Below are 19,330 nucleotides of genomic sequence, written 5' to 3' on the forward strand. Positions count from 1 at the left end.
CACCTTTGGACTGCGCGACGCGGCCGCGCATCCAGAGTGCGGCGCCGATGACGAGTGCCAGCGTGGCCACGGCGAGCACGATGATCAAGACCTCATTGTTCATGCTGGTAGCCCAAGTCTGAGGATTTCAGATGCAATTGGAAGGCGCCCGGCGAAGTTCCTGACAGACGCTTTTGTCGCTCACCGGTAGCGCGGCGCGACCGAGCCCCGAGAGAATGTATGACCTCACTACTTTGCGGGGTCGGCCTGGCGGTCTCCTCTGCGCTGCAATCAAACGGCGGCATCCCCAATCTGCAGCAATGTCAGGGCGCGAGCTGATGCACAGTGCAAGGAAAGTTCAGTGCCTGCGCGCGAGAAAACCGCGCAGGCCGCAACGCTTCGGCACTTCATGCGTAGCCTTGGCGTCGCTCTGAGTTGGCGAGCGACAGGGAGCTGCCGGACATGAAGCACAAGCCTCTGCGCGAGCAGATCATCGTGATCACCGGCGCATCAAGCGGCATCGGCTTGGCAACCGCCCGCATGGCCGTGGAGCGTGGCGCCCGGGTGGTGCTCGCCGCCCGCAGCGAGAACGTACTCGCTAAGCTGGCTGACGAGCTCGGTGACCGCATCGCCTACGTGCGGGCCGACGTCGGCCGGTGTGAGGACGTGCAAGCCATCTCCGACAAAGCCATCGCGACGTTCGGCGGCTTCGACACCTGGGTCAACGTTGCCGGCCTGACCGTCTACGGTCCCTTGCGCGAGATCGCCTACGAGGACCATGAGCGCCTCATCCAGACCAATCTCTGGGGCACGGTGAACGGCTCGCTCGTGGCTGTGGAGCACCTGCGGAAGCGCGGCGGCGCGCTGATCAACGTCGGCAGTGTCGCTTCCGACCTCGCCTTCCCCTTCCAGGGCCTGTACGCCACCTCCAAGCACGCCGTGAAGGGCTTCACCGACACCCTGCGCATGGAGCTGATCGCGGAAGGCGCCCCGGTCTCCGTGACGCTGGTAAAGCCTACTTCCATCGACACGCCGCTGCCGCAGCGCGCCCGCAACTACATGGATCGCGAGCCGACGCTGCCGCCGCCGATCTACCCGCCAGACGAGGTGGCCAACGCCATCCTGCACGCCGCCGTGCACCCGCAGCGCGATATCTTCGTGGGTGGAGCTGGCAAGCTGTTCGTGATGGGCAAGGAGTTTGCGCCCGGCGCTTACGACGAACTCGCACCCGCGATCATCGCGCTGCAGAAGCGTTCTGAGCGACCGAGGGATCCGCAGGGTGCGCTGCACGTTCCGCAGAAGGCTGGCAGCGAGCGCGGCGACCCGCCAGTCTATGTGATGCGCACCAGCGCCTACACCCGGGCGACCCTGCATCCGCTGGCGACAGCTGGTGTCGTTGCCGGTCTGGCTGCAACAGCTGCCTTGCTGCTCTCTCCAAGGCCGCGCCGCAGAAGCCGAGCCTGAGGCTGCAGGCCGGCCGGCGAGTAGCCGTTCCACGATGTTCAGGGTCTGCGCAGGTGGCTACCAGGCAGCCCCACGCAGAGCAGGCGGCAGAGACCCCATCATGCTCGGAGAGGAGGCAGGATGCAAAGGCTCGGACCATCGTTCGGTATCGGTTTCGTTGCCGGCCTGCGCAGCATGACGGCGTGTGCTGCCTTGAGCTGGGCCGCCTCGCAGCGGCGGACACGCGTCACCTGGATCCCCGATAACCCCGGAGCACGCGGCCTGATCACGGCGCTCGCCTTGGCTGAGATGGCCGGCGACAAGATGCCCTTTGCACCGGACCGGCGCATTCCGCCCTCCTTCGCGGCACGGCTCGCTATCGGAGCCGCAGGCGGTGTAGCGTTGGCCGAACCGAGAGCCTTGAGGCGCAATGCTGCCCTTGCCGGGATGGCGGGTGCCATCGCCAGCACTTTGCTGGGCCGCGCCGCGCGCGGGGGCACGACGCGCTCCACCTCCGGCATGGCACGCGGGCTGACGGAAGACGTCGTGGCTGCCGGACTGGCCGTGGCATTTGTCCAGAACGCCATGCCGCAGAGGCGGAAGCCACTCGGCGAAAGCAGCCATGACGACCCGCCCGCCTGGTAGCAGCGCTCACCTTCGTCAGCCGTCGCGGGCGGTAAGCACACTGGCCGAACCACAACTCCGCTTCACCTAGGAGCCTGCTTGAAGCTGCTGCTCCGCTCTCGGCCATCTCGGGCTGGACGCTTCACACCCAGTCCGATCGTCAACCATCGTATACAAACCATCCAGGCACAACGGTCGGTCCCGGATAGCGCTGAAGCCGTTGCTGGTGTGCGAGAGACGTCCGCGAACGCCTTGATGGCCGTTCAACGTCGTTGCGATCGGACGCTGGTGACGGAGCAAACCAACTTCGGTAAGAGCACCTGCTCGCACCAGATCAATCCCAGCACGCGAAGGATCGAAGCTTGGCGATTGATGTGGTCCCGTCGCAAACGCCAGCTTTCATCTCACTGGCGAGCAAGACAGGGCGTCTGATCGCGGCCTTGGACGCCTCACGGACGCCGCTCGGCGCGCCGGAGACTTGGTCGCAGAGTCTCAAGACAACGGTTAGCCTGATGCTGCCCGCAAGGGCGCAGATTGTGCTCTTCTGGGGACCGGACTATGTCGCCCTCTACAACGACGCCTACGCACCCACTATCGGCGGAAAGCATCCAAGCGCGCTCGGTCGCCCCGCGGTCGAGAGCTGGACCGAACTTTGGGGTGACCTTGAGCCGCTTCTGAGTGCTGCTTCAGCCGGTAAGGGCCTGAAGGTTGTGGTTGATGCCTGTCACACCTTGCGCAGCTGTGTGCATGCTCGCCGAGATCTCCCGCATGGCCGCGCTCTGCTCCTCGACCGCTGAGGCCACGCTCGTCACGGCCTCACGCACCGACGTGATCGACCGCGCAATCGCACCCAGCGAGGACGCTACGTCTCCGGAGATAGCCTGCATCGCCTGAATGTCTTGCGCGATGCGGCCGGTAGCCCGGGTCACCTGGCCCGACAGGTTCTTCACCTCGCCTGCAACGACCGCAAACCCGCGTCCGGCCTCGCCAGCACGGGCCGCTTCGATCGTGGCGTTCAGGGCCAGGAGGTTGATCTGCTCGCCCACACCCTGGATCAGCTGGACGACCCCCGTCATCGAGGCCGCAGCTCCGTTCAGCTGTGCCGTGGAAGCATCGGCTACTTGGGCGCGCTCGTGAATGGCATCCACCTCGCCCCGGGACTGCACCAAGCTCCGGGCGATCTCGTTGATCGAACCGCTGAGTTCCTCAGCAGCGGAAGCGGCACTCTGCACGCTCTCCAGCGTCTGCCCGGAGGCGCACGTCACTCCAAGTTGCGCGGCCATCTTGGCCGTGACGTCGGTGGCGAACTTCACGACCTTGAACGGCTTGCCGTTCATGTCGAGGACTGGATTGTAAGAGGCTTGGATCCAGACCTCTCGGCCACCTTTGCCAACCCGCCTGAACACGTCAGACCGGTACTTGCCCGCACGCAGGCTCTCCCACAGCTGCCGGTACTCGGCCGTCTCAGCGTGACCCGGCTCGACGAAGGTCCGGTGATGCCTGCCCCGGATCTCGTCGAGGTCGTAGCCCACGACCTTGAGGAAGTTCTCGTTGGCGTCCAGCACCGTACCATCGAGGTCGAAGTGGATTACGCCCTGCGAGCGGTTGATGGCGGCGATCTGGCCCATGATGTCGGCCATGCGCAGCTTCTCGGCCGTGACATCGGTGGCGTACTTCACGACCTTGAACGGCTTGCCGCTGAGATCGAGGATGGGATTGTAGATCGCCTGTAGCCAGATCTCGTGACCACCTTTGCCTAGGCGCTTGAACTCACCCCGATGGAACTCGCCGCGTGCAAGGGCTGCCCAGAACTCCCGATAGGCTTGCCCTTCCCGCTCGACATGATCAACGAACAGGCTGTGGTGCCGGCCCTGGATCTCGGCCAGCGTATAGCCCACGGTGTCCAGGAAGCTTTCGTTCGCGGTGATGATGGTGCCGTCGAGCTTGAACTCAATCGAACTGCGCGACCGGTTGATCGCTTCGATCTTACCCTGGTGATCCATGCTCTGGAGCTTCTGCTCCGTGACGTCGGTGGCAAGCTTGACGACCTTGATGGACTTACCCGTGCGGTCCAACACGGGATTGTAGCTGGCCTGCAGCCAGATCTCGCGGCCATCCTTCGCGATGCGCTTGAACTCAGCCTGCTGGAACTCGCCGCCTGCAAGGGCTGCCCAGAACTCCCGATAGGCTGACCCATCTTTCTCTGCGGGATCGACGAACAGGCTATGGTGCCGACCCACGATCTCGCTCAGCTCGTACCCGACGCTGCTGAGGAAGTTCTGATTGGCAGCCAGGATCGTGCCATCGGGCTTGAACTCGATGACCGCCTGCGAGCGGTCGAGTGCCTCAAGCTTTGCGGATGTATCGCTGCGCGAGAAGATCATCGTGGGGCGTTCCTCAAGCGGCTATCGTGGAACACCCCGCCCGCTTCGGGCCGGAGCGCAGTGCGCTCGGGCCGCCTGGGTGTCGATGGACGAAATAGCCCACAAACATTTAACCGGAGCTTAAGCGCCCAGTAATTGAAGCGTTAACCTGGATTATTTTGCGCGAAGCACACGCCGGCCGCAGCGCGATTGCGACCGGTAAAAGCAACGCCGTTGTCGGAGAAAGTTCTTGTGAGAGCCTCGACTGTTGACGGGCGCACGCTAAGGTTGCCACCCTCCGCTTCGACGCGCTTGATCGTGTTCTGTGACACACCTGAGGCTGATGAGAGCTGACTGATTGACCAGTCTAGCAGTGCACGAGCGGCCCGGACTTGAGCGCCGGTCAGAATGGATGCCTCGCCAAGATCTAGGCTACCTCCAGAGAAATCATCCTGCCGGATCTGCGGATGAGGGATGTCGCCCCGCAGCAGGTCACGCAGCCAAATCTCGTCCACGGCGATCTTCGCTAAACCTGCGAGGACACGCGCGTCGGCGGCATCGAACTCGCGAGGCTTCGTATCGATGACGCACAATGAACCGAGGCGAATGCCGGGAGCCGTGATCAAGGGCGCACCAGCGTAGAAGCGGATGTGCGGTTCTCCGGTCACGAGTGGGTTGTTGGCGAAGGTGGGATCGCGCCGCGCGTCCGGAACGGCCAGGACCGTGTCGTGCAAGATGGTGTAGTTGCAGAAGGCGAGGTCTCTATGTGTCTCGCTCACAGCAAGGCCGCACTTGGCCTTGAACCACTGACGATCGCTGTCGATGAGGGACACCAAGGCGATCGGCACGCCGAACACGCTCCGCGCGATCTCGACGAGGCGATCGAAGCTTGGCTCAGGCGGGGTGTCGAGCACCTGGAGGCGGCGCAGGGCTGCAAGCCGGGCGGTCTCGTTGGTAGCGGTGACAGGCATGCTGCCTTTCAGCACAGCCGCCCGCTCTCTGGCTACCCGCCACGCTGAAACCGGTGCGCCTAGCGCACAATGCTGCCCCTGTTCCGACAGGGCTTGTCCTAGCGAAACGTTCCGCGTGCCGGCGCACCTCGTTCCGCACACATCATCGCGCGTTTTGGAACCGGGGTTGCGCTGACGTTTCAGCGACGTTGCAGCCCCTGTTGGAACGATGCTCGCGAGGACGCGGTCGGGAACGAGGCGGGCCGATCTGGGACGTCTGCTAAGCCCGATGGCTTGCCCAAAAGCCGCAGGTCCGCACTTGGCCGAATGCGGAACGGCGGTTTTCGGGCTGGCCGCTGGGAGAAGCGGACCTCGGCGATCCGGCCCATGTGAGTGACGTTTAGGGCTTCAGAAACGACGGCAAGCGCAGCCTTGGTCGCGCCGCGCTGCAGGACAGGCGGTCGCATCCGTGTGGGTGGCGGCTCCGCTTACTGCCCGTGGATGCTCAGTTCTGAAACCATCTTCGTGGCCGCTGCTGGCCTTCTTGGTGCCCCCTGCCTCGTCCTTGGGGCTCTGCCTCGCCAACTCGGGAGCAAGGCAGCAGGTGCGCCCATAGGCTATGGCCACTGCGGATCGTCAGCCGGGAGCCAACACGCCTCAGTACCAGTAGCCTCGTCGGTAGAAGGCCCGAGGGTACCCCCACCGGTAGGGGCGCCAGTAAGCGCGGCGATACCCGCCGTAATAGGCAGGGTAGGCGTAGTAGCCCCGCCAGCCATACGGCCCCCAGTAAGCCCGCCGGTAGCGGCGGTAGTAGGGAGGATAGGGATAGTAGGCTGGGTAATAGGCCGGGTACCCGTACCAGTAAGGATTGATCGGTGCCGTTGCGGCCGCCGCCAGACCCAGAGCGCCGCCGACAATCGCTCCGGTGGCCAGGGCTGCGCCCCAGCCTGGTCCCCAGCCATACCAGTACGCCGGCTCCGTGAGCTTTCCGCCAGCAACTTGTTCAACCGAGGAAGCGGGAAGCGGAGCGGCGTGCGCGGGAATGTTGGCGCTCGCGTTGATACCCGCTGCAACGGCGCCCACAGCGGCAACCTTCTGAAGGCCTGAAAGCATGGCAAACCTCCAGCCACTGATCTCAAGTCTGGAAATATAGCAAGAACCGCAGCAATATGACAGAATGTGTACGACACTGCGCCCACGGCTTTAATTGGGCTGAATTGGGACGGCAAGCTTCTGGTGCTGCTTCGGTGCAGGATTCTGGGAGACCGAGCCAGCTAACCTAGCTCGATCTCCTCGGCTCACGACTCGCTCTATCGGAACGCGATAGCTCTCCATAATTCCGCTGCTGGGACCGCGGAACATCGGGACGATGCAGACGAGCAGGCCCTTGAGTACGGTTTCAAACCTGGAAAGGCCGGTTGCCCTTGGCGCAGCGGACGCACGACTGGGCGTCGCGCTAGAAAACCTAGGCTGTGCCGTCATTTATCGGGCTGTTGCGCCCCCTGGGTTGCGCGCCGCTATAAACCGATTTGCCTGCCCCATTCAGGCCCATTGCCTATATTTGCTGCGAAAGCCCGTCCCGACTGATCAAGCAAGTTGAGGGGAGGCGGTGATAGCGGCTGCTCTGCGGGCATGTCTCTGCCTGCAAGATGAGGCATGGGAGGCACCAATGTCGCCTTATGTACTCCATAAGACGTATCAGGCCGGCGGCATCGGCCTCACGACGGCGGTCGTGCTGGCGTGTTCCGCGGCAGTGGCACAGCCGCTGGCGATCCGTGTCAACCCGCACCGTGCCGACGAGGCGGTCCTCATGTCCGGCAATGAGCGAGCATCGGTCCAAACCCTGTTTGATGCAGGTTCCCGCTACACCGAGGCGAACGGACGCGGGCACTGGGTTGGCAACGGCAGCGTCGTGCCGGACTGGGTCCAGATCGGCTCGTTCCAGAACGTCTCGGTCCCTGGCCTGAACCCCGTCGGATACTACGGCTACTTCATCTCCCCGGATGACAAGGCCGTCATCCTTGACCTAGGCTCGCGCCGAATCGTGCGCATCATTCCCCGTTGACTTATTGGAGGCACACCGGCGTTGGCACTGATCTGATCGGGCTAGGGAGGCGAGGGTGGCAATTGTTGTGGCGTTGCCGGATGTTCGATCTCGGGTAGACCGTCAGCCTTCGCACCGCGTTCACGCGCAAAAGAGAGCGCCGCAGCGCTTCTCAGGCATCGTTGCCGTCATCGCCCTCTTGCAGTGTGCCGTCGTCGGTGCCGAAGCACAAAGATGGTTGGCTGAAACCCCGCTTGCCGGCCTTGCAGGAACCTGGTCCGGCAGTGGGACAATCTCTCTGTCAGGCGGTGGGCGAGAGCGCATCCGCTGCCGCTCGACCCATCAGGTCGGCGGCGATGGGACCGCCGTCCAGAGCAATCTTCGCTGCGCAAGCGACAGCTATCAGTTCCAGCTCGCCAGCCAGATCAACTACGGCGCCGGTGCAATCCGTGGAACCTGGAGCGAGACGACCCGCGGCGTCTCCGGCACACTGTCAGGCTTTGCCGACGTCGGCCAGCTCTCGGCACGCGCAAGTGCTCCCGGCTTCGTAGCCGACCTCTCCCTCTCGACACGCGGTCGCCGCCAGGTCGTGACGATCCGGTCCGAAGGGACCGACCTCGCCGGTGCCTCGGTGACCCTCAATCGCGAGTGACGGCTCGATCGGGCGCAGGACCCCGACCGTCCTGCGCCACCAACCAGACTGGAGAACCCAGTCCGGGGCCACCATGCGAGGGCCGATGACCGTTCAGGAGGGCAAGCTTGAAGGTAGGCCTCTGCCGGGCGCCGTACCGCAACCGGACCGCCTCGCCTTCGGCATCGAACGCCTGGGCCTCGTCGCCCTACGCTTCCCAACAACCGCGGTTCTCGTTCTGCTGGCGCTCTGCGTCGGCGCGACCTTCGGCGTGATGCGCCTGAAGGTCGATGATTCCCTCAGCCAACTGTTCCGCGCAGACACGCCCGAGTTCCGGGAGTACGAGACCCTGTCGCGGCGCTTCCCGTCGAGCGAATTCGACGTCCTCCTCGTGGTCGAGGGCCAGAACCTGCTGGAGCGCGCCTCCCTAGAGGGGCTGCGCGACCTGGTTACCGACCTGCAGCTCATCGAGGGCACGAGAGGGGTTATTTCCCTGTTCTCTGCCCGAGCGCCACCGGAGAGAGGTCGTGTTCCCGCTGCTTTGTTTCCGGAGGAGTTGCCGGAGGGTGGAGCCTACGACGACCTGATAGCGCGGGTTCGGGCGAATGCGATCTTACGAGGCAAGCTCCTGTCCGAGGACGGGCATCTGGCCCTCGTGGTCCTCGCTCTCGATCCCGCCGTCGCTGGAACGCCGCGGTTGTCCGAGGTGGTGGGCGAGATCCGGAAGGTCGCGTCGCGGGACCTCGGCGAGACGGGACTGACGGTGCAGCTGTCAGGCGTGCCGGTCATGCAGTTGGAGATCCGAGAAGCGGTCGAGCGCGACCGGCTCCTCTACAATGGGCTCGGGTTTGCCGCGGGCAGTCTGATCGCGATCCTGTTCTTCCAGCGCCTCTCCTTCATGGTTGTTGCCGCAGGGCCGCCGCTCATCGCCATTCTGCTGGCGCTCGGCGCGCTCGGCTGGCTTGGCTTCCGCCTCAACATGTTCCTCAACATGATGACCCCGCTGATCATGGTGATCAGCTTCTCGGACTCGATGCAGCTGACCTTCGCGGCGCGCGACCGGCTCATCGCCGGCGAGACGAAGCATGACGCTTTCCGCAACGCGGTCCTCGTCGTCGGACCCGCCTGCGTGCTCACCCATGCGGCCGCGGGCTTCTCGTTCGCTGCCCTGATGTTCTCGGAATCAGACCTGATCCGGACCTTCGGTCAGGCTGGTCTTCTCTCGACCCTGATCGCGCTCCTCGCGGTGCTGACGCTGGTGCCGCTGCTCGGCGTCTTGCTGACGCGGCCCGAGCCGAGAGCAGCGGACCGGAATCGCAGGGCCGATCCGGGGGTCGACGCCCTTCGCGCAGTCTGCGCCTGGATTGCCGCCCGCATGACGCGCCGTCCGGGGGTCTACAGCCTCCTGTGCCTCGCTGTCGTCACGCTCCTGGCAGTAGCCTACGCCCGCTTGGAGCCGCGCTACCGCCTCGCGGACCAAGTTCCGGACAAGCACCAGACGGTGGCGGCAAATGGCCGGCTGGACGCGCAACTCACGGGAGCAAATCCCATCGACGTACTCATCGAATTCCCGGCTGGCTCGTCCCTCTACGCCCCGGAGACGCTGGCGACCATCGCCGAGGTGCATGGCGCCATGGAGGATCAGCGCGGTGTCGGGAACGTCTGGTCGCTGGAGACGCTGCGCCGCTGGCTTGCAGCGGGCGGGCGGTCAGATCCCGCTGTCCTGAGACGATACGCCGAGCTGCTGCCGCCCTATCTCGTGCGGCGCTTCATTCCGGCCGAGCAGGACGCGACAGTCGTGACGGGCCGGGTGCCGGACGTCGAGATCGATCACCTTCTTCCGGTGACTCAAGAACTCGAGGAGGATCTCGCCAGCGTCCAAGCCCGCCACCCCGGCTACCGGATCTCAGTGACGGGCCTGTCCGCCGTTGCCGCCCGCAACTCGGCCAGCATGATCGGACGGCTGAACCGGAGTCTGACGGTTGAGATCGTCTTCATGGCGCTCTTTATCGGCCTGGCGTTCCGCTCGGTCGTGGTCGGGCTTGCCAGCATCCTGCCGGGGATCTTTCCGGTCCTGGTCTCCGGCACGGTCCTGTGGCTGCGCGGCGATGGGCTCCAGTTCGCGAGCATCGTCGCGCTCACCGTCGCGTACGGCCTCGGCCTCAGCGCGACCATTCACTTCCTGAACCGCCTTCGGCTCGTCAGCGGCATCGGCGAGGATCCTGCCCTCGGGGTCGAGCGGGCGACCGTCCTCGTCGGCCCGGCGTTGATCCTGACCTCGCTGGTGCTCGCCTGCGGATTGGGCGTGACAGTCCTGTCAGATCTGCCCTCGCTCCGGATCTTCGGCTGGGTGAGCGCTTTGGCGATGTTGGCAGCCCTGGTTGCTGACCTGTTGATCCTGCGGCCGACGATTACGCTTCTCGGTCGGTGGCGCCTTTCCCTCGCGAGAAGGCTGCGAACGCAGCCTCACGCCGTATGATCCATGTGGCCCGGAGGAGAGCGCCTAGCCTTTGCTAGCACTGTGGGGCCTGTCGCGAACTCTGGCGCAGAACGCACGAGAGCGCCCGCCATGGCTTCAGCTGGGGATTTCCTTGCCTAGCCCGAGCGCACCGGTGCGGTTTCAGACCGGTTCTTCTGCTGCCACGTCTCCGCCCGATTTCGACATCACGCAGTTCGTGGGCGAGCATCATGCCTTCCCGATCGTTCTCGCTCAGATTGCCGGCCGGAGGTCTATCCCAGCTATGTCTCCGGCCGGTGTGCTTTTGCTGTTGCCTGAAGTATTCCGGCGCTTTTTTGATGCGCGAACGTCGCAGGTCCACTCTTAAGAATTTCCGACGCAATGTCACCGCATCGGGCAGACTTGACGACCGACTCCGTGCTGTGCAGGGTGTGGCCCTAAGCTTTCCCGACTGGTCCTCTGGATTGCTGATAGCAATCTTGCCCTGCGAGCTCTGCGGCTCGCAGGGCTTTTTCGTGGCGCGGGCTTGCGATTCGACCGCTATTCTTTCGCGACTGAGAGGGAGGTGCGCCTCTGCTTGAGCGATCGTACGCGTTCTACCAAAGGCGGTGGGTTGCGCCGCGGCACTAGGCAGGCAGTGCGCGCCTCGGAAGGCTGACCAGACTTCCAACTAGGAAGCGAGGACCACATGATCAGAAAATTGCTTCTCACCAGCACAGCTACGGCAGCCCTGACAGGTGCAGCCGCCGCCGCCGACCTTCCCCGCCGCGAAGCTCCCCCGCCGGTGTTCACGCCAGTCCCGGTCTTCACTTGGACGGGCTTCTACGCCGGTTTCAACGCAGGCTACGCCTTCGACGCCAGCTCGCGCAGAAACGGCCCCTTCATCGTGAACCTGCCCGCCGGCAGCCCGCTGGTCGTCGGGCCGCTTGCCCCCTCGCAGGTCGTGTTCGGCGGCCGCAACTCCCTCGACGGCTTCTCGGGTGGTGGCCAGATCGGCTACAATTACCAGTTCACGCCAGGCTCGGGCGCAGTGGTCGGCATTGAGGCTGACGCGCAGTACGTCGACTTCGGCCGCAACCGCAACCGCTTCCTGCTGACCCCCGGCTTCGTACCGGCTCCCAACATCGCGTTTGTCAACCCGATCGGCTTGGCCAGCCTCGACTTCTTCGGCACGGTGCGCGGCCGCCTCGGCTATGCCTGGGATCGCACGCTGATCTACGGCACCGGCGGCTTCGCCTACGGCTCGGGCAGCGACGAGACCCGCTTCGGCGGCTTCCGCGGCAACGACGACTTCCGCACCGGCTGGACCGCCGGCGGCGGCGTCGAGTACGCGCTGTCGGCCGACAGCTGGCTGAACTTCTTCCGCGCTTCCGCCGTGACGTTCCGGGTGGAAGGTCTGTACGTGAACCTGGAGCGCAACAACCGCAACAACGGTGTGTTCGCGGTCAACACTGTGACCGGTGCGCCCGCCGTCCTGGCGCCCGGCATCATCGCGCGCAACAACCCGCTTGAGTTCGCGGTGGTGCGGGCTGGCGTGAACTACAAGTTCGGCAGCTACTGATCTCGACAACGACGCAGTTTGGCCGAGCGTCCCCAGCGTCCGATCACCTGGCCGCTTCGTCAAACGGCGCCTCGGGAGAGATCCCGAGGCGCTTTTTTGTGCCCCGGACACCCAAGCTTCGCACGAGGGCTCAACCCGGAGCGGTCTTCTCGGCCATGCTCCCTCGTAGAACGAGCGGGGTACCACGCGGACCGGTTCTTTCGACGTCCCATTTCGGCCAGTGTCTTCCTTGGGCAGGCCAGCGCGATTGATGTTCCAAATGGGTGTGGGAGTGCTGGCGCGTCTACCTTCCAGAAGGCTGAGCGACATATTTGGAACAATGCAAGTCTGCTCGCGGAACGCTCCGTTACGGCAAGCCCCATCGGAACGTCAGACATACGGTGCACTTCCGTGCCGGAATCGTGCCGCTGTCCCGTTCGGTCAAGCTGCCTTTCTCAGCCACGATATACTGCCGCGCGTCGCGGTCCGACTTGGCCCTCCAACACCTATTGAAATAGGGGCGTGCATGCTTGCCAAGATCTTCTGCTTCTGCATGGCAATATTTCACGCCTCTGCGTTAAGCATTCCGGCACAGGCGGCGCCCTACTTTGTGTGGTACCTGCCATCGCCGACACCGTTCTACCCGCTACTGGTGATAAATCCAGACAACAAGCCATATTACAGATGTATGCTTCAGCTGTTCCGGACCTACACCAAGCGGGACGGCTCGCAGGGTTTCGACGTGAGGAACTACTACTTCGCCGCTCCACCAAATGCGCCCGTGTCTCCGGGAGCCTGGAACTCGCAGGAGCGCGGCGGAAACACCATTACCTCGACGAACGTCTACTGCTCATCCTGAGCATCACTGCCGACTATGGAAGATTGCCATCCTGAAGGCGGGCGAGCTCGTCGAGGTCTGCCGAGATGTCGAGCGTCGCCGCAACGCCGCGGTGGACGCCGCCCGTGGCAAGAACCTGGATACCGGCCAGGTGAGCGCAGATCATGCGGGCGGCGACTGTAGTAGAACCCTGCCTCTTAACCGCCACGGCGTAGGGTAGATCGGCCCGGCTCAGCTTCAGGATGTCCGTTGCCGTGCCGAGCCAGGTCAGAACCTCATCGGGCAGGCCGACGCGGCTGCGGCCGTCGATGACCGCGACAGTGGCCGGCACCGCCCCGTTCTCGCGCGCCGCCGCCTCGACGTCCGGCGCGGTCGCGACGTTGTGCGGATAGGGCATGAGGTGCGTGATGATCATCGATTCGAGCGCCATGACGGGGCGCCGGCGTCGAAGGCCGCGCGCGCATCCGGGGCGAGCTCGATGAACGGGTGAGGCATGGCGGTAGCTCCGCGGAGACAGTCCGGATGAGGTAGCGGGGTTTGCTGCAGTCGTCGTGAGAACCTCACCACTCGTCGACCGTCTTCCTGTTCGACCACAAGGGAGTAGCGTTGCGCTAATGGAGGCGGATGGCGTAGCAGCGGCACTTCGCCGGCCGTACTGCAGCCGGAACGTCCGCTTCCTGAGCGCGTCGAGCTTTGGTTCTGAGATCGCGCTTTGCTCTGCCTGCATTCGTGCGGGCGCCTGTTTCAGGCGGCAGGCCAGGGCGAGGCCGCAAACGTCAGGTCGGGTGCGGTGACCTCGAGGCGGCTTCCCGCGTCTGCCCCGCAGCGCTGGGGCCGGACGCCGCCCAAGCATCGGCTACACACGGCCCCGGTTCGCCCGAAATCTGTCACTAACGGTCAAGCAGAGCCCGGAGCATTCTCTATCATCTTCGATTGCGGAATGTTTCCGCTCGTGCAGTCGACGACAGGAGGGAGCAATGCCGTTCACTGTAGCGTCAAATACACGTGTGTTCTGCGGTGCTAGTATATTGGCGGCCAGTGTACTGACCGGCTCCGTGGCGCTGGCCCAGCCGCTGGCGATCCGGGTCAATCCGCGCCTCGCCGACGAGGGCATCCTCATGTCCGGCAACCACCCCGCCACAATCCGGACCCTGTTCGATGCCGGCCCGCGCTACACCGAAGCCAATGGGCGCGGGCGCAGGGTGGGCGTCGGTAGTTCTGTGCCGGACTGGGTCCAGGTCGGCTCGTTCCAGAACGTCGCCGTCCCTGGCCTGAACCCCGTCGGATACTACGGCTACTTTATCTCCCCGGATGACAAGGCCGTCATCCTCGACCTCGGCTCCCGCAGGATCGTGCGCGTCATCCGTCCATGACGGCGGCATTACGGAGGACCGTTCGCATCTTCGCTGCGGGGCTCGCATCTCATCCGGCGGAGATGCCTTGAACAAATTTGACGGGTCGCTCACCGGCGCCGAATTCAGTCCGGTGAGTGACCGCGAACTGCCCATTTCGAGAGGAGAGCCTGATGCGTTCTCGCTTCACCTGTGCCACGCTTCTCCTGACCGCCGGCACACTGCTGGCCGGCATGGCCGGCCCGGCCGGCGCACAGAACCCAGACCAGTCTTTTGAATACCGGCAGCCGCGCTTCAAGAACGCATGTCCTCCGCCGCTCAAGTTCGCGGCCGGCGCATGCGTTCGCCGTTGTCCGGCCGGATATCAGAACATGGGCGGGTACTGCCGCCTGAGCGCAGGGGGATGGTAGCCAAGCGTGCTCTGCCGAGCGGCGCATAGGACTCCATTCGGGACATGCTTGGCAAACACGTGCGCTGCTCCGTCTGGCAAGCCGTCCATCACAGCCGGCCTGACAGGGGCGGAACAACTGACTGAAGAACGCCGGTCTCCTTGACCGGCCTCCGGTCGCGCACGCCTCGCGCGAGCCGCTCACGTTGAGGCCGTCCTCCGAGCCATCAGCGCCCGGGTACCGACGGCAAGCGCCGCGTCGAGAATGGCAAACGTCACCAGCAGGTTGGGGAACACACCGGAAGCGGCCAGAGGCAAGAGAACCGCTGGAACGAACGTCAGCCGGTTGACCACTGTCGCGGCAACGATCTGCCGTGCGCCCGAGCGTCCTCCGAACAGGTAGAGCCATCCGATGACGGCAACCGCCATCCCCAAGGCGCGGATGAGACCCTGCTCATCCCCCACGAAGGCCCGCTCCCTGAAAAGCGCCTGCGTCGCGCCTGGGCAGGCAATGAGCAGCGCTCCAGCCGCGAGGTACAGCACGCCATTCATCGCCGTGTACTTGGACACCGGGGATAAGTTGTGGGGGCTCGCGAGAAGCTCCTCGATGAGTGACATGCTGCGCTCCATCAGGCAGTGTACCCGGTGAACCAGGGGGCTGCTGCGTCGGGTGACATACAGCATGGGCTCGCAGCACGGGCTCGAAGGATGCGGTCGAAACTCAGCGCTCACTCCTCCGCGGCCGGTTAGCGGCTCAGCGCTGGCCCAGTCCGGTAAGGGGTGTCGTACACATCCGCATCGCTCCCGATCGTGCCCGTCGTTGCCGGATCGGTGAGGGGCACCACAGCAGCACCCCAGCCATATCTGTTGGGACCCAGTGGATTACCGGAACTGGTAGCCGGGCCGCCGCTGTGACCGCTGCTTGGTCGCGGCGCTCTCACGACCTCCCACGGGCTAGCGGACTGAGCAAAGCCGTCTTCACAGGCGCTCGCGAGAAGAGCGGCAGCGAGGAGCGTGGCGTACAATCTCGTGGAGCTCATGTCGGGTCTCCTCAAGCAGCAGAAGGATGTCATCCCGCACCCATCCGGGTCTCCTCGACGAACCGCTCTCTTGCGTGGTCGAGGTCAGCTCGGTCTTCGCTTCTCTGCGGCGGGTGGATGTACTCGCACCACCGATGCCCCACGACCCACAGCGGGTCGGCGCAGCTGGCTCGATACACATCATCAGCGCAGGCCGACCCGGTGAGAGCGAGGACCGTCGGAGAGCGGGTCATGCCCAGTCCTCAGCGACGCTGTGGACGACAGCACCTCAGCCGCCACGCATCAGCATAACGAAGGTGCGCAAGGCTGCTTGATCGTTTCGGTCAGGAAGCGACTTGATCAGACGATCACGCTGTGTCCCCATACTTGCAAGGCACACAATTCCAGGTCAACAAATCTACATGCAGCCTCTCCGGAGGCGCTGCGTATTCTTTTGTCAAGCTTGGTGATAGATTTCGTTGCTTCTCCAGGGCGGGCTCGTTTGTCTCACAAGAAGTCCTTTGGCTGCAGTCTACGCCTCAAACCAGGCATCGATGAACGTTCAGCCCAACTCGAAAGGAAAGATCACTTTCCAGTCCCTCTTCATGTCCATGATCGCCCAGTTGTTGGCCACTGCAGCGTCCAAAGCCTTGTCGAGACGTCCGAAGATGGTGTTCCGGTCGTAAGCGTATTCCCGCTCGGCGTCCGTGTGATGGACGATCAGGCCCAGGCGCGCGCCGGCGCTCATCGTCGTCCACTGCAGCATCTCAAGATCGCCGTCGGAGTTGCCGAACGCCGCGATCGGCCTGCGGCCGATGTACTCGTTGATGCCGACGGGCTTGCCAGCCTTGTCATCGATGAAGTTCATCTGCGCCAGGCGTAACAGCTCAGGACGTCCATCGCGCATCTCGAACCTCGTCTTGATCGAAGACCCGACAACCTGCTCGGGCGGGACCCCGTAGACGCGGTTGGTCCAGGGGCGCATGAACTCGACGCCGCCGCCGGAGACGATGAACGTCTTGAAGCCGTTTGCGCGCAGGTAGCCGAGCAGCTCGATCATCGGCTGGTAGACCAATTCGATGTAGGGCCGCTTGAAGCGCGGGTGCCGGGCGGTTGCCAACCACTGCGAGACGATCGCGGCAAATTCCGCGCTCGTCATGCCGGCATGGGTCACCATGACCAGCTCCATCATGCCCCGCTCGCCGGACGCGGCCAGGGCTGTCATGTCACCGTCGAGCACAGCCTGAAACGGCTGCTTGTTCTTCCACTCGGGGTGCATGGGCGCCAGCGCCTTCACGCGGTCGAGCACGAAAGCGAGCTGGACGTACATCGGGTGTTCCGTCCACAGGGTGCCGTCGTTGTCGAACACCGCGATCCGCTCGGCCGGCTCGACGTAGTCGGATCCGCCTTCCCGGGTGACGCGACCGAGGAAGTCTGTGATCGCCTGCTTCGACGCAGATTCGTTCCACGAGGCCAAGGGAGCCGCAACGGGAGACGTCGGCGCCTCGGCCGACGCTGACAGGCATCCAGCAAGGGCCGGAAGCCCGGCCAAGGCCGCGAGCGCGGTCCGACGGTTGAGATGGCCTGAGGCAATGGGCGTCTTCATGTTTCCCACTCCCGGAACTGCACTATGCTGGGGCTAATTGCTGGAGGGCGGCAGCCTGAGCTTCTCCATGGCCTGTTCGATCGAGAAGCTGCCGGGGCGCTGACGTGGAGGGAACTGCTGGAAGCTTCCCAAATGCTGAGCGACCAGCGCCTGAGCCGGGACAAGCACGAAGGCGTGCTCGATGAACCAGCGCACAAAGTCGCCCGACTCGTGCTGGGCCCGTTCAAAGGGATCGGAGCGCAGGTTGAACAGCATCGGCAGGCGCAGCTGCACCATAGGCTGGGCCCAAACATCGAGGCCTTCCGCCTTCTGTTCCAGAAATACCGCCTTCCACTGGTCGTAGCGAAGGCCGGCCAGGTTGCCGTCGTCCGTCCAGTAGAAGAACTCGCGACGCTTGTCCGGACCGCTGCGGGCGAGAAGCTCGCGCTGGTCATAGCCGTCGAGGTGAACCTTGAAGGTCTTGCCGGCCGCCTCGTAGCCCTGCAGGAGCTTGTTCTTGATATCGGGCTCGCCAGCCGCGGAGACCAGCGTCGTCGTCCAGTCCTCGGCCGAGAAGAGTTCGTTGATCTCGGTACGTGCCGGCACCAGGCCGAGCCAGCGCACCATGGCGGGCACGCGATAGCCGCCTTCCCAGTTCGTATTCTTCTCGCCGCGGAACGGCGTCGTGCCGCCATCCGGCCACGTGAACGTCTCGGCACCGTTGTCGGTGGTGTAGATCACGATGGTGTTGTCGGCGATGCCAAGGTCATCGAGCTTCTTGAGAAGCTGGCCGACCTGTCCGTCATGCTCGACCATGCCATCCGGATAGATGCCGAGCCCAGTCTTGCCCTCCGCCTCGGCCTTGAGCCGGGTCCAGATGTGCATGCGGCTGGAGTTGAACCAGGCGAAGAAGGGCTTCTTGTCCCGGTTCGCCTGGTCGATGAAGTCGTTCGTGGCCGCCAGGAATTCCGCGTCGATGGTCTCCATGCGTTTCTTGGTGAGCGGCCCGGTGTCCTCACAGGTCTGCTTGCCCCAGGGACCGAAGCGTGGCTCGCCGCCGGGCGTGTCGGTCGTCGTCGCCGTGCACTTCAGGACGCCGCGCGGGCCGAACTGCGCTCGGAAGGCGGGGTTCTTCGGGTAGTCCGGGTGCTCCGGCTCGTCCTCGGCATTCAGGTGATAGAGGTTGCCGAAGAACACGTCGAAACCATGCACCGTCGGCAGGAACTCATTGCGGTCGCCGAGATGGTTCTTGCCGAACTGACCGGTCGAGTAGCCCTGTGGCTTGAGCAGTTCGGCGATGGTCGGGTCCTTCTCCGACAGGCCTTCCTTTGCCCCTGGCAGACCCACCTTGAGAAGGCCGGTTCGCAGCGGACTCTGACCGGTGATGAAGGCTGAGCGGCCAGCCGTGCAGGATTGCTGGCCGTAGTAGTCCGTGAAGAGCGCGCCCTCGTTGGCAATCCGATCGATGTTGGGGGTGCGGTAGCCCATCATGCCACGATTGTAGGCGCTGATGTTCCAGTAGCCGATGTCGTCGCCCATGATGACGAGGATGTTGGGCTTCGGTTTCGGCTGGGCCGACGCGGGCGTAGCCATCAGGGGAGCGAGCGACATCAGGAGGCCGAGCCCGGTCGTGCGGAGCCTGTTCATCGTCGACCTCCTCAATGCAGGGTGTGTGGTGTCGAGGCTCCGTTCTCGTCGCTCACGAGAATGCGAAGCGTCGCCCATCGGGCAGGGTCCACGGCCCGCGCTCGATCGGCCAGCCGTCCGCCGCGCCAGACTTCAGCGCATCGGGCCGGCAGAAGAGGTGGATCTTCGGGTCGATCGTCTTGGACCTGGCAGCCTCGTCGGCCCCAGCCACCTGCGCGGCGAACGACGATCGCGTGGTTGATTGCGTTCGAGAAGTTCGCGTCGACGCCGCACGCCGGAAAGACTTTCGCGGCCAGCACCGTCCGCGACAGGTTCTCGGGGCTCGTGAAGGTGAATAGGTCGGTCGGGCCGATCGAGGAGTGACCGATCTGCCTCGGCCCGTCGATATGATCGGACATCCCTCGGCTCCGTCGCTGGTCGCCTCAGTGGAAGCGTGACCCATCGAGGGGGGCACGCCCGGCATGCGATC

17 protein-coding genes and 1 pseudogene are annotated in these 19,330 nt (G+C 64.3%); 10 read left to right on the plus strand and 8 right to left on the minus strand.

The genetic code is table 11. The annotated features are described in order from the left end of the window. The first annotated feature begins 441 nt into the window (after positions 1 to 441). The 3 genes and pseudogenes from DK389_RS19710 to DK389_RS34385 form a co-directional block, all read left to right on the plus strand. Positions 442 to 1,443: an SDR family oxidoreductase gene (locus tag DK389_RS19710; RefSeq protein WP_109892066.1), complete on the plus strand. Its 1,002-nt coding sequence runs from the start codon at positions 442 to 444 to the stop codon at positions 1,441 to 1,443. Between the two features lie 120 nt (positions 1,444 to 1,563). Next, positions 1,564 to 2,067, plus strand: a complete 504-nt coding sequence (locus DK389_RS19715) for a hypothetical protein (protein WP_109892068.1) — start codon at positions 1,564 to 1,566, stop codon at positions 2,065 to 2,067. A 419-nt stretch (positions 2,068 to 2,486) separates the two neighbouring features. Further along, positions 2,487 to 2,723: pseudogene (locus DK389_RS34385) on the plus strand (hybrid sensor histidine kinase/response regulator); the annotation flags it as partial. A 9-nt stretch (positions 2,724 to 2,732) separates the two neighbouring features. Here DK389_RS34385 and DK389_RS19720 read toward each other — a convergent pair. The 3 genes from DK389_RS19720 to DK389_RS32585 form a co-directional block, all read right to left on the minus strand. Further along, entirely contained in the window at positions 2,733 to 4,430 is a 1,698-nt protein-coding gene (locus DK389_RS19720) for a methyl-accepting chemotaxis protein (RefSeq protein ID WP_109892070.1), read from the minus strand. A gap of 143 nt (positions 4,431 to 4,573) precedes the next feature. Further along, positions 4,574 to 5,380, minus strand: a complete 807-nt coding sequence (locus DK389_RS19725) for a GAF domain-containing protein (protein WP_109892072.1) — start codon at positions 5,378 to 5,380, stop codon at positions 4,574 to 4,576. A 636-nt stretch (positions 5,381 to 6,016) separates the two neighbouring features. Next, a complete protein-coding gene (locus DK389_RS32585; protein ID WP_162560725.1) occupies positions 6,017 to 6,472 on the minus strand; it encodes a hypothetical protein in 456 nt (151 codons plus the stop codon). Positions 6,473 to 7,028: 556 nt separating this feature from the next. On the opposite strand from DK389_RS32585, the gene DK389_RS19730 reads away from it, so the two are divergent. The 5 genes from DK389_RS19730 to DK389_RS32590 all read left to right on the plus strand — a co-directional run bounded on the left by DK389_RS19730 (position 7,029) and on the right by DK389_RS32590 (position 12,891). Further along, positions 7,029 to 7,424 (plus strand): hypothetical protein, encoded by a 396-nt coding sequence (locus tag DK389_RS19730; protein WP_109892074.1) that lies wholly within the window; start codon positions 7,029 to 7,031, stop codon positions 7,422 to 7,424. 55 nt (positions 7,425 to 7,479) lie between these two features. After that, positions 7,480 to 8,055 (plus strand): hypothetical protein, encoded by a 576-nt coding sequence (locus DK389_RS19735; protein WP_162560726.1) that lies wholly within the window; start codon positions 7,480 to 7,482, stop codon positions 8,053 to 8,055. A gap of 85 nt (positions 8,056 to 8,140) precedes the next feature. Then, positions 8,141 to 10,513 (plus strand): efflux RND transporter permease subunit, encoded by a 2,373-nt coding sequence (locus tag DK389_RS19740; protein ID WP_109892078.1) that lies wholly within the window; start codon positions 8,141 to 8,143, stop codon positions 10,511 to 10,513. Between the two features lie 667 nt (positions 10,514 to 11,180). After that, complete coding sequence (locus DK389_RS19745; protein ID WP_109892080.1) at positions 11,181 to 12,053, plus strand: outer membrane protein; 873 nt, start codon at positions 11,181 to 11,183, stop codon at positions 12,051 to 12,053. Between the two features lie 667 nt (positions 12,054 to 12,720). After that, on the plus strand, positions 12,721 to 12,891 hold the full coding sequence (locus tag DK389_RS32590; RefSeq protein ID WP_162560727.1) for a hypothetical protein: 171 nt from the start codon (positions 12,721 to 12,723) through the stop codon (positions 12,889 to 12,891). 13 nt (positions 12,892 to 12,904) lie between these two features. Here the strand turns inward: DK389_RS32590 and DK389_RS33620 are convergent, their stop codons facing one another. Continuing rightward, positions 12,905 to 13,300 (minus strand): pseudouridine-5'-phosphate glycosidase, encoded by a 396-nt coding sequence (locus DK389_RS33620; protein WP_210206694.1) that lies wholly within the window; start codon positions 13,298 to 13,300, stop codon positions 12,905 to 12,907. Positions 13,301 to 13,847: 547 nt separating this feature from the next. Between DK389_RS33620 and DK389_RS19755 the strand changes: the two genes are divergently transcribed. Next, positions 13,848 to 14,243, plus strand: coding sequence for a hypothetical protein (locus DK389_RS19755; protein ID WP_162560728.1), 396 nt, complete (start codon positions 13,848 to 13,850; stop codon positions 14,241 to 14,243). 152 nt (positions 14,244 to 14,395) lie between these two features. Then, positions 14,396 to 14,632, plus strand: a complete 237-nt coding sequence (locus DK389_RS19760) for a hypothetical protein (protein WP_109892086.1) — start codon at positions 14,396 to 14,398, stop codon at positions 14,630 to 14,632. Positions 14,633 to 14,811: 179 nt separating this feature from the next. On the opposite strand, the gene DK389_RS19765 is transcribed toward DK389_RS19760, so the two are convergent. The 4 genes from DK389_RS19765 to DK389_RS32595 form a co-directional block, all read right to left on the minus strand. Then, complete coding sequence (locus DK389_RS19765) at positions 14,812 to 15,228, minus strand: hypothetical protein (protein ID WP_236960189.1); 417 nt, start codon at positions 15,226 to 15,228, stop codon at positions 14,812 to 14,814. Positions 15,229 to 16,191: 963 nt separating this feature from the next. Further along, the gene (locus tag DK389_RS19775) at positions 16,192 to 17,235 is read right to left on the minus strand and encodes an HAD family hydrolase (protein WP_109892090.1); all 1,044 of its coding nucleotides are present in this window, start codon (positions 17,233 to 17,235) and stop codon (positions 16,192 to 16,194) included. 33 nt (positions 17,236 to 17,268) lie between these two features. Next, positions 17,269 to 18,825 carry an arylsulfatase gene (locus DK389_RS19780; RefSeq protein WP_236961008.1) on the minus strand — a complete coding sequence of 519 codons (1,557 nt, stop codon included), beginning with the start codon at positions 18,823 to 18,825 and terminating at the stop codon, positions 17,269 to 17,271. 47 nt (positions 18,826 to 18,872) lie between these two features. Then, positions 18,873 to 19,259, minus strand: a complete 387-nt coding sequence (locus tag DK389_RS32595) for a DUF4331 domain-containing protein (protein WP_162560410.1) — start codon at positions 19,257 to 19,259, stop codon at positions 18,873 to 18,875. Between the last annotated feature and the right edge of the window lie 71 nt (positions 19,260 to 19,330).

The sequence above is a fragment of the Methylobacterium durans genome, assembly GCF_003173715.1.
GTDB classification, from domain to species: domain Bacteria; phylum Pseudomonadota; class Alphaproteobacteria; order Rhizobiales; family Beijerinckiaceae; genus Methylobacterium; species Methylobacterium durans.